At 68.3% G+C, this 14,698-nt stretch carries 11 protein-coding genes; 9 read left to right on the top strand and 2 right to left on the bottom strand.

The genetic code is table 11. The features are described 5' to 3' along the window. Positions 1 to 268: 268 nt before the first annotated feature. A complete protein-coding gene (locus tag BM353_RS15495; protein WP_092082483.1) occupies positions 269 to 913 on the bottom strand; it encodes a sugar transferase in 645 nt (214 codons plus the stop codon). Positions 914 to 2,162: 1,249 nt separating this feature from the next. Between BM353_RS15495 and BM353_RS15490 the strand changes: the two genes are divergently transcribed. From BM353_RS15490 to BM353_RS15480, 3 genes are read left to right on the top strand one after another with little or no spacing between them, the layout of a single operon-like run. Then, positions 2,163 to 3,062: an ExeA family protein gene (locus tag BM353_RS15490; protein ID WP_092082481.1), complete on the top strand. Its 900-nt coding sequence runs from the start codon at positions 2,163 to 2,165 to the stop codon at positions 3,060 to 3,062. After that, positions 3,059 to 4,612 carry a GumC family protein gene (locus BM353_RS15485; protein ID WP_092082479.1) on the top strand — a complete coding sequence of 518 codons (1,554 nt, stop codon included), beginning with the start codon at positions 3,059 to 3,061 and terminating at the stop codon, positions 4,610 to 4,612. The genes BM353_RS15490 and BM353_RS15485 overlap by 4 nt, the downstream gene beginning before the upstream one ends. A gap of 59 nt (positions 4,613 to 4,671) precedes the next feature. Continuing rightward, a complete protein-coding gene (locus BM353_RS15480; protein ID WP_092082477.1) occupies positions 4,672 to 5,511 on the top strand; it encodes a CpsD/CapB family tyrosine-protein kinase in 840 nt (279 codons plus the stop codon). Between the two features lie 38 nt (positions 5,512 to 5,549). Here the strand turns inward: BM353_RS15480 and BM353_RS15475 are convergent, their stop codons facing one another. Next, the gene (locus BM353_RS15475) at positions 5,550 to 6,359 is read right to left on the bottom strand and encodes a polysaccharide pyruvyl transferase family protein (RefSeq protein WP_177220573.1); all 810 of its coding nucleotides are present in this window, start codon (positions 6,357 to 6,359) and stop codon (positions 5,550 to 5,552) included. Positions 6,360 to 6,509: 150 nt separating this feature from the next. On the opposite strand from BM353_RS15475, the gene BM353_RS15470 reads away from it, so the two are divergent. The 6 genes from BM353_RS15470 (at position 6,510) to BM353_RS15450 (ending at position 14,609) form a co-directional block, all read left to right on the top strand. After that, the gene (locus tag BM353_RS15470) at positions 6,510 to 7,673 is read left to right on the top strand and encodes a glycosyltransferase (protein WP_177220572.1); all 1,164 of its coding nucleotides are present in this window, start codon (positions 6,510 to 6,512) and stop codon (positions 7,671 to 7,673) included. Positions 7,674 to 7,844: 171 nt separating this feature from the next. Further along, positions 7,845 to 8,450, top strand: coding sequence for a polysaccharide biosynthesis/export family protein (locus BM353_RS15465; protein WP_092082472.1), 606 nt, complete (start codon positions 7,845 to 7,847; stop codon positions 8,448 to 8,450). Between the two features lie 8 nt (positions 8,451 to 8,458). Then, complete coding sequence (locus BM353_RS15460; RefSeq protein ID WP_092082470.1) at positions 8,459 to 9,856, top strand: porin; 1,398 nt, start codon at positions 8,459 to 8,461, stop codon at positions 9,854 to 9,856. Between the two features lie 28 nt (positions 9,857 to 9,884). After that, a complete protein-coding gene (locus BM353_RS15455; RefSeq protein WP_092082515.1) occupies positions 9,885 to 10,568 on the top strand; it encodes a rhomboid family intramembrane serine protease in 684 nt (227 codons plus the stop codon). Between the two features lie 363 nt (positions 10,569 to 10,931). Next, positions 10,932 to 11,177 carry a hypothetical protein gene (locus BM353_RS16740; protein WP_143104195.1) on the top strand — a complete coding sequence of 82 codons (246 nt, stop codon included), beginning with the start codon at positions 10,932 to 10,934 and terminating at the stop codon, positions 11,175 to 11,177. Between the two features lie 30 nt (positions 11,178 to 11,207). Further along, a complete protein-coding gene (locus BM353_RS15450) occupies positions 11,208 to 14,609 on the top strand; it encodes an Ig-like domain-containing protein (RefSeq protein ID WP_092082468.1) in 3,402 nt (1,133 codons plus the stop codon). The last annotated feature ends 89 nt before the right edge of the window (positions 14,610 to 14,698 follow it).

The following is a 14,698-nucleotide window of genomic DNA, read 5'->3' as shown; positions in this document are numbered from 1 at the left end:
TCTACCGCTTAATAGGGGACCTATCTTAAAAGAGATGTGATGGAAAACACAGGATTTTTGACAAACCCTCACGGTTTTTACCCCGCCGTTTCCGCGCTGGCCGCCTGAAAAGGGGCCCCGAAAATGACGCAAACGGCGCGCCCGAGGCCGCCGGATCAGGGTGAGACTGCTGTGTCAGACTGTCTTGAGCGGTCGCCTGAGTGGCAGATTTGAGCGGCAGACTTGGGTGGGGGGCCGCCCGGGCCGGGCCCGTGGCGGCGGCCCGGTCTCAGTAGCCGGTGCCGCGCAGCACGACCGAGAAGGTGCGCCACATGACCGCAAGATCGGTCACCAGCGACAGTTCGCGCTCGTAGACGGCGTCATACTTGGAGCGGTCGCGGAAATCGCAGTGGTTGCGGTCCGAGATCTGCCAGAAGCCGGTGATGCCGGGGCGCAGGCGGTAGTAGCTGCGGCCGGGATAGAGCTCTTCCTGGGAGGGCATCATCGGGCGCGGGCCGACCAGCGACATGGAGCCGGTCAGAACGTTGAAGAGCTGCGGCAGCTCGTCGAGCGAGGTCTTGCGCAGGATGCGGCCGATGCGGGTGATGCGCATGTCCTTCTTGAGCTTTTGCGTCGCGTCCCATTCCGCGCGCAGCGCCGCGTCCTGCTCGAGGCATTTCGCCAGCATCGCATCGGCGTTGTGGACCATGGTGCGGATCTTGAGCATCCGGAACTGGCGGCCATGACGGCCGACCCGGGCTTGCGTGTAGAAGGGCGAATGTCCGTCGAGCGCGACCAGCAGCGCCATCAGCGCGATCACCGGAATCACGAAGGGCAGGCTGAGCAGGACCAGGGCCACATCAAAGGCCCGTTTGCCAATCGCGGCGTAGGAAAGCTTCGGAAAAGGTTGTTGCGTAACGTGGGCAAGTGCCATGGGCTGAGCCCCAATCTTCATCTTCAATGCGGTGTCTTGACTATCAAATGGCATAAACAACTCCGGATAAAAAAGAGCCTATCTTCACAGTACGCACTCAGAGACTGGAAAACGCCTCTCACTTCGGCAAACTTTTCGAGCACGCTTAATCATATAGCAAGGTTTGGTCTCAACCTGAAATGATTATCGTAAAATTTTCACGACAAGGGGCCCGCAGCGGGCCCTTGGCCGGCGCTTGCCGCGCCCGCCCGCGCTTCCGGGCGCGCGGGCGGCCCGATCGGGGGCGTGCGGCGGACTCGCAAGTTGCGGCGGCGCTTTGCGGGCGGGGCCTGCGCGGCGCCCCGGGGCGCGGGGCGGGCGCGGTCGGTCGGGGGCGGTGGCCCGGCCGCTCTGATCGCCCCCTCAGGACCGCGCGGATCGCCGGGCGGGGCGCATCGGTCCGCCCCCCGGGGCCCCCGGGGGATCGCCGCGTCGAGGCGGCGCGCGGAGGGCCCTGAGCCCGGGCGGGCGCGGCTTTGCGCAGCCTGAAATCCGCGCCTTTGCTGATATTTTGATCAGATTGCCTCAGATCGGGCAGGGGGCCGCCGGCGCTCATCCGCACGCGCCGGCCCCGGCACGCCCCCGCCAGCGCGGCGGCACGGGCCGCTCCGGAACCCCTCTCGCGCGGCGCGGCGCGGGCCGGATCGGGCCGGGCTCCGATTGCCCCGCCGGAGCCCGCCGCCAGCGAGGCCGCGAGCCGGGCCGCAGCCCCTCCGACGGACCGCCGGACGCGGGAAGCCCGAGGGGCGCCTTTGCCGCGCGGGGCAGGGGCCGCAGCCGCGCCGCCAGGCGCTTGCCGGAAATTTGGGCACCATGGGTGACGTTGGGTCACGCCGCACCGCCGCACCACCCCCGGGAGTGGGCGCCCCGATGCGATACCCGCTATGGGAGAAATGCCGCCCCCGCAGGCCCGCACCGGCGCGCATTTTTCCGAATCAGCGCGCCCCTGCCGGCGTCGCCCAACTGCAACGGGTGTTCCCTATCGGCGGGCACAGTCCTATATAAACTGTTGCAGACATTGCATTGTATAGAGGCATTCGGGGGTGCGAACGCGGTCGAAACACCCGAGCCGGCACATTTCCTGTAAATTCCGGAGAGGGTTGCGGCGGCGTTCGGGTTGTGGTGTGCGGGTTAAGGGTTTGTAGTTTCGGTCATGGCACAGTGCCGGCGCGCACGGATGTGCTGATGAAGGGTTAAGAACGGAAACACCATGGTTGCGGAGCTTTACACGGAATTCTTCGGCTTCACGGAGCGGCCTTTCACATTGCTGCCCGATCCCGATTTCCTGTTCTGGTCGGACCAGCACCAGCGCGCCTTCACCATCCTCGAATACGGCATCGCCACCTGCGCGCCGCTGACCGTCGTCACCGGCGAGGTCGGCGCGGGCAAGACCACCCTGATCCAGCAGCTCCTCGCCTCGCTCGAAGACGACATCACCGTGGGGCTCATTTCCAACGCCCAGGGCGGGCGCGGCGATCTGCTCCGCTGGGTGCTCTATGCGCTTGGCATCGACTGCGAGCCGACCGACGACTACATCGTCACCTTCAAGAAATTCCAGGACTTCGTGATCGGCGAATATGCCAAGGGCCGCCATGTGGTCCTGGTCATCGACGAGGCCCAGAACCTCTCGGTAGAGGCGCTCGAAGAGCTGCGCATGTTCACCAACATCAACGCCAACAAGGACGAGCTGCTACAGCTCATCCTCGTGGGCCAGCCCGAGCTGCGCGACATCATCGCCAGCCCCTCGCTGACCCAGTTCGCCCAGCGGGTCACCGCGACCTATCATCTGCGCCCGCTCGATGAGAAAACGACCAAGGATTACATCCAGCACCGGCTGCGCCACGCCGGCGGCACCGGCGAGGAGTTCTCGCCCTATGCCATCCGCAGCATCTATGAGGAGACCGGCGGCGTGCCGCGGCTGGTCAACAAGATGTGCGATCTCGCGCTGGTCTATGCCGCCTCGGGCACCCGGCCCGTGGTGGGCATCGACGTGATCCGCGAGCTGGTGGCCGACGGGCTCTTCATCCAGACCCGCCCGCCCACGGCCGAGGACCAGGATGTCTACCTGTTGCAAAACCCGATCAATCAGATGAACAAGGCCGCAGAATGATCCCCGATCTGAGATTTTACTTCCGGCTTCTGGTGCGCCGCTCGCCGGCCATGGCGGCGCTGTTCCTGCTCGCCTCCTGCATCGGGCTTCTGGTGGCGGTGCGCCAGCCCACCACCTACACCACCAGCGCCACGCTCCTCGTCGAGGCCCAGCAGATCCCCGACAGCATGGTCCGCTCCACCATCGACACCAACGCCACCGAGCAGCTCGAGGTGATCCAGCAGCGGCTGATGACCCGGACCAACCTGCTCGACGTGGCGCGCGCCGGCAATGTCTTTCCCAACCAGTCGGAGATGAGCCCCGACGAGGTGGTCTCGCAGATGCAGTCGCGCACCTTCATCCGCCGCAGCAGCGGACGCGACCGCGCCACGCTCATGACCCTGGGCTTTCGCGGCGACAGCCCGCGCCAGGTCGCGGCGGTGGTCAACCAGTACGTGACCATCGTTCTGGAGGCCAACAGCAGCTTCCGCGCCGAACGGGCCGAAAACACGCTGGATTTCTTCGAACAGGAAGTCAGCAACTTCTCCGCCGAGCTCAACAACCGCAGCGAACAGATCGTCTCCTTCAAGAACCAGAACGCCGACGCGCTGCCCGAGAACCTGAATTTCCGGCTCGAACGCCAGTCCTTCCTGCAAGAGCGGCTGGCCCGCGCCGAGCGCGATCTCGATGCGCTCACCGCGCAGCGCGCCAACACCATCCGGCTGTTTGAAAACAGCGGGTTGGTGAGCGCCAATGCCGCCCCCGACAGCCCCGAGGAAGCCCAGCTGCGCGCCCTGCGCAACGATCTGCGCAGGGCGCTGAGCATCTATTCCGAACAGAACCCGCGCGTGGTCCTGCTGCGCAACCAGATCAACGCCCTCGCCGCGCAGATCCAGGCCCAGGACGCCGAAGCCGAGGCCGAGGCGCCCGAAGACGCGCCTGGGGAAAGCCCCCCCGCGCCGGCCACCCCGCTGGACATCTCGCTCGCCGAGATCGACACCCGCATGGACACGCTGCGCGCGGAGATCACCACCATCAACGAGGAGCTGACCGAGCTTCAGGGCTCGATCGAGCGCACCCCGGCCATCCGCATCGCGCTCGAGGCGATGGAGCGCGACCAGCAAAACACCCGCAACCTCTACAACAGCGCCGTGCAGCGCCTGTCGGAGGCGCGCATGGGCGAGCGCATCGAGCTTTCGGCACGCGGCGAGCGCATCACCGTGCTGGAGCCCGCCGCCGTCCCGACCCAGCCCTCGGGCCCCAACCGGCTCAAGATCGCGGGCATGGGGATTTTCGTGGGGCTGAGCCTCGCGGGGGGGCTGTTCTTGCTGCTGGAGATCCTCAACCAGTCGATCCGCCGCCCCTCGGAGATCGAGAGCTCGCTGGAGATCACCCCACTGGTCACGATCCCGAGCTTCGAATCCGCCTCGCACCGCTACTGGCGGCGGGTGGCGCTTCTGGGCAGTACCGCCGTGGTGGTGGTGCTGGTGCCGGTGGCGCTCTGGGCGATCGACACCCATTACATGCCGCTCGACGTGCTCTTCGCCAAGCTCAAGAACAAGTTGCTGTAAGCGCGCCGCGCTCCAGCACACCACCCCTTCCCGCAACAGGCCCCGGATAGGCACCCGTCATGGAAAAACTGCAAAAAGCGCTGAGCAAGGCCCGGCAGGACCGCGCGGCCCAGGGCGCCGCCCCCCGGCGCGCCGCCCCGGACACCCCGGCGGCCTCCGCCGCCGCGCGCGCCCCGGCCCCCTCGGCCACCGATGCCGCCTGGGCCGGGCTCGCCCCGATCGAGCTCGACGACGCGCATCTGACCGAAAACATGGTCATGACCTACAGCGCCCGGCCCGACGCGAACCCCTTCGACGTGCTGCGCACCAAGATCTTCCTCGCCATGCGCGAGAACGGCTGGAAGCGCCTCGCCGTGACCTCGCCGGACGTGGGCTGCGGCAAGACCACGATCGCGTGCAACCTCGCCGTCGGCTTCGCCCGCCAGCGCGAGGTCCGCGCGATGCTCTTCGATACCGATCTGCGCCGCCCCAACATCTCCAAGGTGCTCGGCTGCACGCCCGAGCATGACCTGCCGCAAATGCTCTCGGGGGAGGTCAGCCCGCAGGAACAGTTCCTGCGCCTGCGCGACAATGTCGCCCTGTCGCTGACGCGCAGCCCGGTGGAGGACCCCTCGCAGGTCCTGCTCGCCAACAGCACGGCGCGCAGCCTCTCGGAGGTCGAGACCCTCTTCGATCCCGACATCATGATCTTCGATCTGCCGCCGATGCTGGTCACAGATGATGCCCGCGCGGTGTTGAAGAACGTCGATTGCGCCCTGATCGTGGTGCGCTCGGAAAAGACGCGCATGGCGCGGCTCGACCAGTGCGAACGCGAGATCGCCGAATACACCAACGTGCTCGGCGTCGCGCTCAATGACTGTCGCAACGTCAGCCGCGAAGACAGCCACTACGGATATTGATCACGGGGGAGGGGCCAGCGCGCCCGGCCGGCAGGGGCTCAGGAAAAGAGCTCGGCGGGGAAGGCCCCGATCATCCGCTGGGCCTCGATCACTGGCGGCGCATGGGCCGGCGCCGAGAGCGCCTCGGGCAGGCTGTCATAGAGCGGCAACGCGTCCCGCCCCGTCCCGCGCAGGTAATCCTCGTATTTGAACGGCGCCTCCGCCGAGGAGCGCAAAAGCCGCGCGGGCACGCCGAAGGCCTCGGCCATGATGAAGCCGTGCAGCGAGGTCGCCACCACCATCTCGCTCTCGTAAAGCGCGCGCAGCACCTCCCAGATCGGGCGCCGCGCATCCAGCAGCCGCCCCTCGCGCAGTTTGGGCCGCGGATCGTTGAGGTTGGGCACCACCGTGAGCCCGCGCCGCCCGCGCTGCCAGCCCTGCATCCGGTCGGCGAACAGCTCGGGGATCAGCAGCGCCGGATCGCCATAGATCTCCGGCGCCGCGATGCCGCGCTCTTCGAGGAAGGCCCGGGTCAGCGGCCCGCGCACCATGCGCACATCGAGCGTGGTGAAGCGGTGCATCTCGGCGCCGACCTTGCCGTTGCGGCCCGCGCCCCAGACGATATCGCCGTCCTGGGCGTAATGCAGCACCGAGCCCACCGAGAGCAGCTTGCGCCGGGTCCCGATCTCCTCGAACGAGAGCGGCGCCGGCCCGGCGATCCCGGCCCGCTCCAGCAGGCGCGCCACCACCATCGGCCCGATCAGGTCACCGAAATTGTTGAGCGGCGCGTAAAACGGCAGCCGCCGGCCGATACGGCCCCGAAAACGGCGTTTGACGGGATTCCAACAGGCGATCTCTGGCTGTGTCATGGGCGCATCTTTGCCCGCCCCATGCGCGGGAGAAAAGCGATTTCTGACAAAGCGATGCCCCATCCCGCCCACACGTTGACACCGCCGCCTGCGAAACGGCATTAACGGGCTGTTCCCGCAACGCCGCCCGAGGGGGTCAAGCCGCTGCCCGTGTCCTCCCGATCCGATCCCGATACCGCTCAGGACGCCGCCGCCTTTGCCGCCCGTCTGCAGGACGACCACGCCCGCCGCCGGCAGGGGCGCCAGATCCTGCGCACCGCCGCCTGGAAGGCCGCGCATCCGCGGGGGCGGGTCGTGCTCTTCGGCCCGGCGGTGTTCGAAAACCCCTACCAGACCCTGCTCTACAGCGCCTTCGGCGGGCGAGTCGTCCCCGCGAGCCCGCAGCGCGCGCCGCTCTACCGCCGGCTGGGGCTGGCCGATGTCTATCACCTGCACTGGGACGAGTTTCACCTCGCGCCAGAGCCCGGGCCCGGATCCGACGGCGCCCGGCCCGACTACTGCGCGCCGCTGGCGGCGTTTCGCGCCCGGGGCGGGCGGCTGGTCTGGACGGTGCACAACGCCGAGGCCCACAGCGGCATGACGCCCGAGCGCGCCGCGCTCTTCGAGGCCGGGCGCGCCTTCCTCGGCCGCGAGGCGGACCTGATCCACGTTCACAGCGCCCAGGCGCGGGAGCTGATCTGCGAGCGCTACGGCGCCGATCCCGCCCGGGTCGCGCTCCTGCCGCACCCGGCCTATACCGGCTGGTACTCCGCGCCCGCGCCCGGGGCCAACGTTCCCGCCGCGCGCTTCCTCGCCTTCGGCGCTTTCCGCGAAAACAAAGGGCTGGACCTGATCCTCGAGGGCGCGCGCCGGGCCGCGCAGCAGACCGACCTTGGCGGGCTGCACATCGCCGGGCGCGGCGCCGAACGCGCCACCGAGATCGCCCCCGGCATCAGCGCCGAGGGGGTCGCGCTCCAGCTCTCGCCCGGCTTCGTGCCCGATACGGCGATCGCAGGCCTCTTCAGCGCGGCGGAGTTCTGCGTCTTCGGCTTCTCCAGCATCCTGACCTCGGGCTCGCTGATGCTGGCGCTCACCTTCGGCACGGTGCCGATCGTGCCGGACCTGCCGGCGATGCGCGCGGTGCTGCCCGCGCCCTTCCGGCCGCTGTTCTTCGCCCCCGGCGATGCCGCCGACCTCGCCCGGGTGATGGCCGCCGCCGCCGCGATGCCCGGGGAGCAGCGCGCCGCGCTGCGCGCCGAGGCGCTCGGCCTTGCCCAGACGCTGCACCCCCGCACCGTTTCGGCCCGGCTGGAGGCGGCGATCGCCGCGCTCTGAGGCGCGCCCCGAGACGAGCCACCAAGGGGCCCCTATACTATAAACGTGTGTGCCCTGCCGGGCACGGTAGCGCCCGCGATGGGCGCGGGGCCGGGTTTTGCCTTTCCCTCACCCGGATGGCGGGGCTATCACAAGGGCAACAAACCCCAAAACAAGCTTTGAGGCGCCCCCGTGAAACAGTTTCTATTCGCCGTTCTCGCGCTGCTGCTGTCGGTCGTCTCCGTCAGCGCGCAAAACAGCTATCGTCTGAAACCGGGCGATACGCTCACCGTCGAGGTGCTGGAGGATCCCCAGCTCAACCGCTCCGTTCTGGTCCTGCCCGATGGCAGCATCAACTTCCCCTTTGCCGGGCAGGTCAGCGCCGCGGGCCGCACCGTGGGCCAGGTCCAGCAGGCGATCACCAGCGGCATCGCCCCGAATTTCGCCTCGCCCCCCACCGTCTTCGTCACCGTCAGCGGGCTGGTGCCCGAAAGCGCGCCCCTCCTCGAGACCGAAGAGACGATCAACGTCTTCTTCACCGGCGAGGTCCGCTCGCCCGGGCTGATCGAGGTCGCGCCGGGCACGACCTTCCTGCAGGCCTTCGCGCTCAACGGCGGGCTGACCGAGTTCGCCGCCACCAAGCGCGTGCAGCTGCGCCGGACAGACCCGAGCACCCTGCGCCAGGCGGTCTATGTCATCAACTACCGCGCGCTCTCCGACGGGGCCGCCATGCCGCGCGATATCGTGCTGCGGGACGGGGATGTGATCCTCGTGCCCGAACGCCGCCTCTTCGAATAGGCGCCGCCATGCCGCCGCTTTCAGGATCCGCCCGGCCGCGCCCGCTGCGGCCGCTCGTGCTCGCCGGCGGGCTCGCCGCGGTCTCGGCGGTGGCGCTTTTGCGCGCCGAGCAGGGCTGGGCCGATCAGGGGCTCACCGCCACCGTCGACATCGCCCAGCGGCTCGAACAGACCAGCAGCTCCGACGGTGACAGCGACGAGGGCCTGCGCGCCCTGACCACGCTGGGCTTCGGGCTCCAGAGCATCACCCGCGGCCAGGAGCTCACCGTCAGCGCCTCCACGTCGCTGGCCTATCACTTTGATCCGACCCCGCCGCAGGACTCCTTCGACACCGAAAGCAGCGCTCTGCGCTTTGGCTATACCGCGCGCACCCGCGACGCCGAGCTGGCCCTCACCGGCGCCTACAGCCAGGCCGACATCCGCGACGCGGTCTTTGCGCTCGACACCGAAACCGACGAGATCGTCGTGCTCTCGGAGGGCACGCGCGAGTCGCTCTCCTTCGGGGCCGATCTCGACCTCTGGACCACCGGGCCGCTGGGGCTGGAGCTCGGCGCCAGCCGCCGCGTGCTCACCTACGACAGCGATGACAGCTCGCTCAACGACAGCACCGTCGAGAGCCTGCGCGCCGCGCTGGTGCTGCGCAGCATGCCCAACCTGACCGCGCGGTTCTTCGTCCGCCACTCCAGCACCGACGAGAGCGGCGCCGGGGCGACCGACAGCGAAAGCCTCTCCTACGGGGCCAGCGCCGAGTATGACATCGACCGGCTGACCCGCGTCTCGGCGAGCCTCTCGCAGCAGGACACCGAGCGCACCGAGACCGATGGCGACACCAGCCGCACCGAGGGGCTCGGCCTCTCGCTCGGCCTGACCCGGGCGCTGCCGGACGGGTCGCTGAGCTTTTCGGTCTCGCAATCCCAGAGCGACAACGGCACCCGCCACCAGATCCGCTTCGGCCGCAGCCTCTCGCTGCCGCGCACGACCCTGTCCTTCTCGCTCGGCGCGACCCGGACCGAGGGCTTCACCACCCACGCGCTGGCCGGGGTCGAGTTGGAACACCGGATCGACCGGCTGGGCGCGCTCAGCGTCGCGCTGAGCCAGTCCGCGACCACCAACTCCGACGATGACGAGGCCGTCGCCACCCGGCTTTCGGTCAGCTACGACCACACCCTCTCGCCGCGCGCGGCGCTGAGCGCCGGGCTGGCGCTGGTGCAGGAGGACGTGCTCGACAGCCGCGACGGCGACGCAAGCTCGATGCGCCTCAACCTCTCCTACAGCCACGCGGTGGGGGCCGACTGGCGGCTGGTCTCGGGCTACAGTTTCACCCGCACCCGCGAAGAGGGGGCCGAGGACGAAGACAGCAGCCGCATCCACCTCGGCCTGCAAAAGAGCTTTGCCTTCCGGCCGTGACGCGGCGCGCGCGCCCGCCGCCACGCAGATGAGCCCGCCCGCGCCGCCCTGGCGCAACGCGGCCCTATTGGTGATCGCGGGCAGCTGCGTGCTGGTCGAAGCGCTGCTGATGCTGAGCGATCTGGGCCTCCTGGGCCCGCCGCGGCTGCGCCAGACGGTCTATGAATACGCCGGCTTCTGGCCCGGGCTGCTCGACACCTGGCAGCCCAACTACCCGCTCCAGCCCTACGCGATGTTCCTCACCTATGCCTTCCTGCACAGCGGCCCCGTCCACATGGCCGTCAACATGCTCACGCTGATCAGCCTGAGCGCCCCGGTGGTGGCGCGGGTCGGGCGGCGCGGCTTCGTGATGCTCTATGTCGCGGCGGTTCTGGGGGGCGGGCTCGGCTTCGGCCTTCTGGCCGAGACGGTGCGGCCGATGGTGGGCGCCTCGGGCGGGCTCTTCGGCCTCGCCGGCGGGATCCTCGCCTGGAACTACGTCGATCGCTTCACCGCCCGCGAGCGGCTCTGGCCGGTGCTGCGCGGGGTGGCGTGGCTGCTCTTGCTCAACCTGGTGCTGTGGTGGCTGATGAACGGGCTGCTGGCCTGGGAGACCCACCTCGGCGGCTTCGTCTTCGGCTGGATCACCGCGCTGCTGATCGACCCGCGCGGCCAGCCGCCCGAGACCGACGGGACCGGAGCCGGAGGCGGTGCCGGAGCGGGCGAGACCTGAGCCGGCCGGGCCCGTGGGCGCCGAAGGGGCACCGAACGCAGGGATAATAGTCCGGTAATCGTTCTTATGCTAATTGCGGGGCGAAGTGACGTTACGACACAAATCGTGCAGCTTCGGGATTTTCGACGATTTTTTCCCCCAAAAACCCCCTGAATCGCGCCTATTCGCCCAAAAATGTAGCTTTTCCGGCAACAATCCGCCTATTTATTCGCAATGCGCGCGACTTGGTTAACAGTTTCATCTTATTGAAAAACCGCCCCTATAGCGGGGGCCCGGTGCATCTCGCCCCCCGTCCCGCACGGTGAGCGTTAATCTGTCGTTTTCTTGTTTTGGGTTTTTCGGTCTATAGCGCGCTCTTCACGAGTGCCCAAACCATACCTCCGCATCGGCCATGTCTTCGGCCGACCCCGGAACCCGGCAGGATGTGCCCCGCTTCGGGCCTGCCTCGCAGTTGGAGAGACCACGCACGAAGACCCCGTTCTGACCCATCAACTCCCGGCCCATGATCTCCCGACCCACGATCTGCGGCCCACGATCCGGCGCGAGGCCGCCCGCCCGCTCCGCATCGTGGCCCTGATCGTGGCCTTGCTGCGCCCGCCGTCACCCTGACCAGTATCCAAGATAAGAAGCCCCGCCGACATGACCGACAGCCTCCAGACCGACCTTGCGAGCGACACCGTGCTCGACAATGCCATCTCCGCCGTCACCCTGCTGCCCGAAACCCTTGAGGACGCGCTCGGCGATACGCTTGGCGGCATCGCCGGCGATCTCGTCTCCGGGCTGCTGCCGGATGTCCCCCTCGTGGCGAGCGTCATCGGCGGCCGGGTCACGACGCTGGATCTGCCCCAGTCCGCCTTCGCGGCGGATATCGTCGGGGTGCGCGTGCTGGAGGCGCCCGAGGCGGGCAATCTCACGGTCAATCCCGACAACAGCCTCGCGCTGGTCATGACCGGCCACAACAACAGCCAGACCGAGCTGCTCGACGCCAAGCTGGAGGTGATCCACGCCGACGGCACGACCAGCCAGCTCGACATCGCCCTCACGGTAGCGCCGACGCTGCAGGAGGCCGGCTGGGGCGAGGGCGATCACTACATGCTCCAGACCGACGCCGCGGGCGATGTGGTGGTCGAGCACGGCACCGAACACCGCAAGATCTATGTCTCGGACAGCGACGCCGCGCTCTCGCGCGCCGATATCGCCGCGATGGAAGGGCTCGACGAGAGCGACATCACCGGCAACTGGCTCTCCAAGCATCCCAGCTATGGCAGCAGCCCCGCAACCGCGCTCAAGGCCGATGCGGGCATGGCGCTGTGGTACGAGATCACCGACCGCGACAACGATCCCAACTCGCACTGGCTGCTGTTCGAACGCGGCTATGACTACGGCGATGTGGGCCGGCTCGTGGCGCGGGGCGCGATGGGCGAATCCGAGCTCCACCCCCAGCTCATCGGCGCCTATGGCGAGGGCGACCGCCCGGTCATCGCCTCGCAGGTCCAGCTCTTCCAGGATGCCAGCGAAAATATCGTGGTGCGCGATCTGGCGCTCACCGACGGCGCCATGGTCTTCGGCTCCGACAACGTGCTCTTCGACAACGTCCAGATCAGCGGCGACGAACTCAATGTCCAGAAGATGGACGGCTTCACCCTACGCAATTCCGAAGTGCTCGACGTGGTGCACGACACGCCCGTCAACGACTCCGACACTTGGGACGCCCTGCCCAACCGCAAATCAGGGATCTATGTCTCGCAAAGCTCGGGCGTGTTGCTGGAGACCACGCTTTATGACCACAACGGCTGGGTCGAGGGCTATGACTACAACCTCTCCACCGATGGCGTGCAGCCGCCGAGCATCTACAGCCACAACGTCTATATCCAGTACAACAACACCGACGTCACCTTCCGCGACAACATCACCATGCGCGCCGCCTCCTTCGGCGCCCAGATCCGCTCGGGCGGCTATATCGAGGACAACGTCTTTCTCGACAACAACGCCGCGCTGAACAACTTCGGCGGCAACTACGGCGGCGCGGGCTATATCGGCAACTACTCGCTTTATGCCGACAACCTCATCACCTCCGGCGCCCACAAGACCATCGCCGAGCTGCAGGGCGCGCTGACCCTCGGGCTGGGGGATTTCGGCAATCTGTCGGGCATGGTCGACACCATCATCGCCCATCTGGCCGATCCCGCCAACGCGGCCGAACAGCTCGAGAAATACATCACCCACACCGCGCTCCAGCTCAGCAGCGTGGCCGAGCACCCGGTCTACAACGACACGATCGTCTACAACTGGGTCGGCGGCAAACACATCGACGACGCCGACGAGATGCACCAGAACATCGACGGGCTCGACACCGACCTGCTCGACGCGACCACGATCCAGCTCTTCACCGCCGCCCTTCTGGGCACCGATACCGCCAGCATCGCCGATCTGGCCGAGTACCTGCGCGCCACCGCCGATGGCGAGAGCCTGAGCGCCGATGACATCATCGCCTTCTTCCAGGCCGGGTTCGGCATCGCCCCCGAGGCCCGCACCGAGGCCGAGACGCTGCGCTTCGTGCCCAACCCGCTGAGCGACGGCATCCGCTGGGACAACCGCCTCAACTGGAGCACCGAGGACCTGCCCGGCACGGTGGCAGGCGACAGCGTCGCGCTGGCCGGCAACTGGGTCACCTACGGCGGCACCACCACGCTCGACGGGCTCGATCTGGGCGCGGGCGGCCGGCTCTCGGTCAGCCAGGGCTACCTCGCCACCGGCAGCCTCTCGACCGGCGGCGGGACCGCGCGGGTCGAGATCGACGGCGCGGGCCAGCTCTGGTCGGGGGCCTATGGCGGCGCGGGCCTGCTGGAGCTCGACGTGGCCGGCGGGCGCTTTGCCAACACCGGCGATTTCACCGGCCGGGCCGAACTCACCCTCTCCGACAACGCCCAGGCGATCCTGGCCAGCGCGGGCGGGCTCTTCTCGCTGGGCGCCGGCAGCAGCCTGACCCTTGCGGGCAGCGCGCTCACCGCGGGCGTCGACGGCGCCGAGGACGGCGAGGCCGCGCTGGTCTTCGACGAGGCCGCCGCGCTGCGCTTCATCGCCGATGCCGAGGGCTTCTCCAGCCTGACCGAATTCTACAGCGGCCACTTCTCCGCCCCCGCCGAGATCCACTCCACCCTGGAGCTGGGCGGCGCGACCCTGACCCTCGACGTGAGCGCCTTCACCGCCACCACCACCCAGACGCTGATCGAGGTCGACGCGCTGAGCGGCAGTTTCGGCGAGATCAAGCTGGTCGGCCTTGGCGCCAAGCGCGACGCGCTGCTGGCCTACAACTACGAACACGACACCGTGTCCCTCACCCTCGGCGAAGCCTCCAAGGGCAGCGGGACGCTCACCATCTCCACCACCCACGAGGACGGCTGGGTCCCCAATGCCGGGCCCGAGGCGGCGGCGGACAGCTACGAGACCGGCTATGGCGAGCGGCTCGTCATCACCACCGGGCGCGGGCTTCTGGCCAATGACGCGGATCCCGACGGCGACACCCTCGCCACCCTCATCGAGACCGGCCCGGCCAACGGCGCGCTGCGGCTCGGGGCGGCGGGTGGCTTTCTCTACACCCCCGATGCCGGCTTCAGCGGCACCGACAGCTTCACCTACCTGCTCTCGGACGGGCGCGGCGGGCAGGACAGCGCCACCGTGTCGATCACCGTGGGCACCTGGCTCGACAGCCTCGACCGGGTGGAGGGCACCAACGGGCGCGATTTCCTGATCGGCAGCGACGCCGACGAGGTCATCGATTCCCAGGGCGGCCGGGCCGACACGCTGACCGGCGGCGGCGGCGCGGATGTGTTCGACCTCACTGCGGCCTTCGGCGACGGCACGCGCAACAGCCGCACCATCGCCGATTTCACCCCCGGCGAGGACCTGCTCGACCTGGGCGGCCACGAGATCACCGCCGTGCGCGTCGCCAGCACCCGCACCCTGCTCTACGTGGGCGAGGAGCGCGATACTGTCATTCTGAAAGGCATCAACACTTTCGACGACGATTTTCTGCTGTAATTTGGCGAAGATCGGTTGTTTTAGGCTCCGGGCGCGTCTAGGTTCCAAGCCAAGACAGCCCCGGACCACGGGCTAAGAACGCGGGGGCG

The sequence above is a fragment of the Poseidonocella sedimentorum genome (assembly GCF_900116005.1).
Taxonomy (GTDB): domain Bacteria; phylum Pseudomonadota; class Alphaproteobacteria; order Rhodobacterales; family Rhodobacteraceae; genus Poseidonocella; species Poseidonocella sedimentorum.
Note: the sequence above shows the minus strand (reverse complement) of the source record. Positions and strands in the feature narration are given on the sequence as shown.

Excerpts from the sequence above, each read along its gene's own strand:
- BM353_RS15495 (WP_092082483.1), bottom strand. The coding sequence starts at position 913 with ATGGCACTTGCCCACGTTACGCAACAACCTTTTCCGAAGCTTTCCTAC.
- BM353_RS15490 (WP_092082481.1), top strand. The coding sequence starts at position 2,163 with ATGGTTGCGGAGCTTTACACGGAATTCTTCGGCTTCACGGAGCGGCCT.
- BM353_RS15485 (WP_092082479.1), top strand. The coding sequence starts at position 3,059 with ATGATCCCCGATCTGAGATTTTACTTCCGGCTTCTGGTGCGCCGCTCG.
- BM353_RS15480 (WP_092082477.1), top strand. The coding sequence starts at position 4,672 with ATGGAAAAACTGCAAAAAGCGCTGAGCAAGGCCCGGCAGGACCGCGCG.
- BM353_RS15475 (WP_177220573.1), bottom strand. The coding sequence starts at position 6,359 with ATGACACAGCCAGAGATCGCCTGTTGGAATCCCGTCAAACGCCGTTTT.
- BM353_RS15460 (WP_092082470.1), top strand. The coding sequence starts at position 8,459 with ATGCCGCCGCTTTCAGGATCCGCCCGGCCGCGCCCGCTGCGGCCGCTC.
- BM353_RS15455 (WP_092082515.1), top strand. The coding sequence starts at position 9,885 with ATGAGCCCGCCCGCGCCGCCCTGGCGCAACGCGGCCCTATTGGTGATC.
- BM353_RS15450 (WP_092082468.1), top strand. The coding sequence starts at position 11,208 with ATGACCGACAGCCTCCAGACCGACCTTGCGAGCGACACCGTGCTCGAC.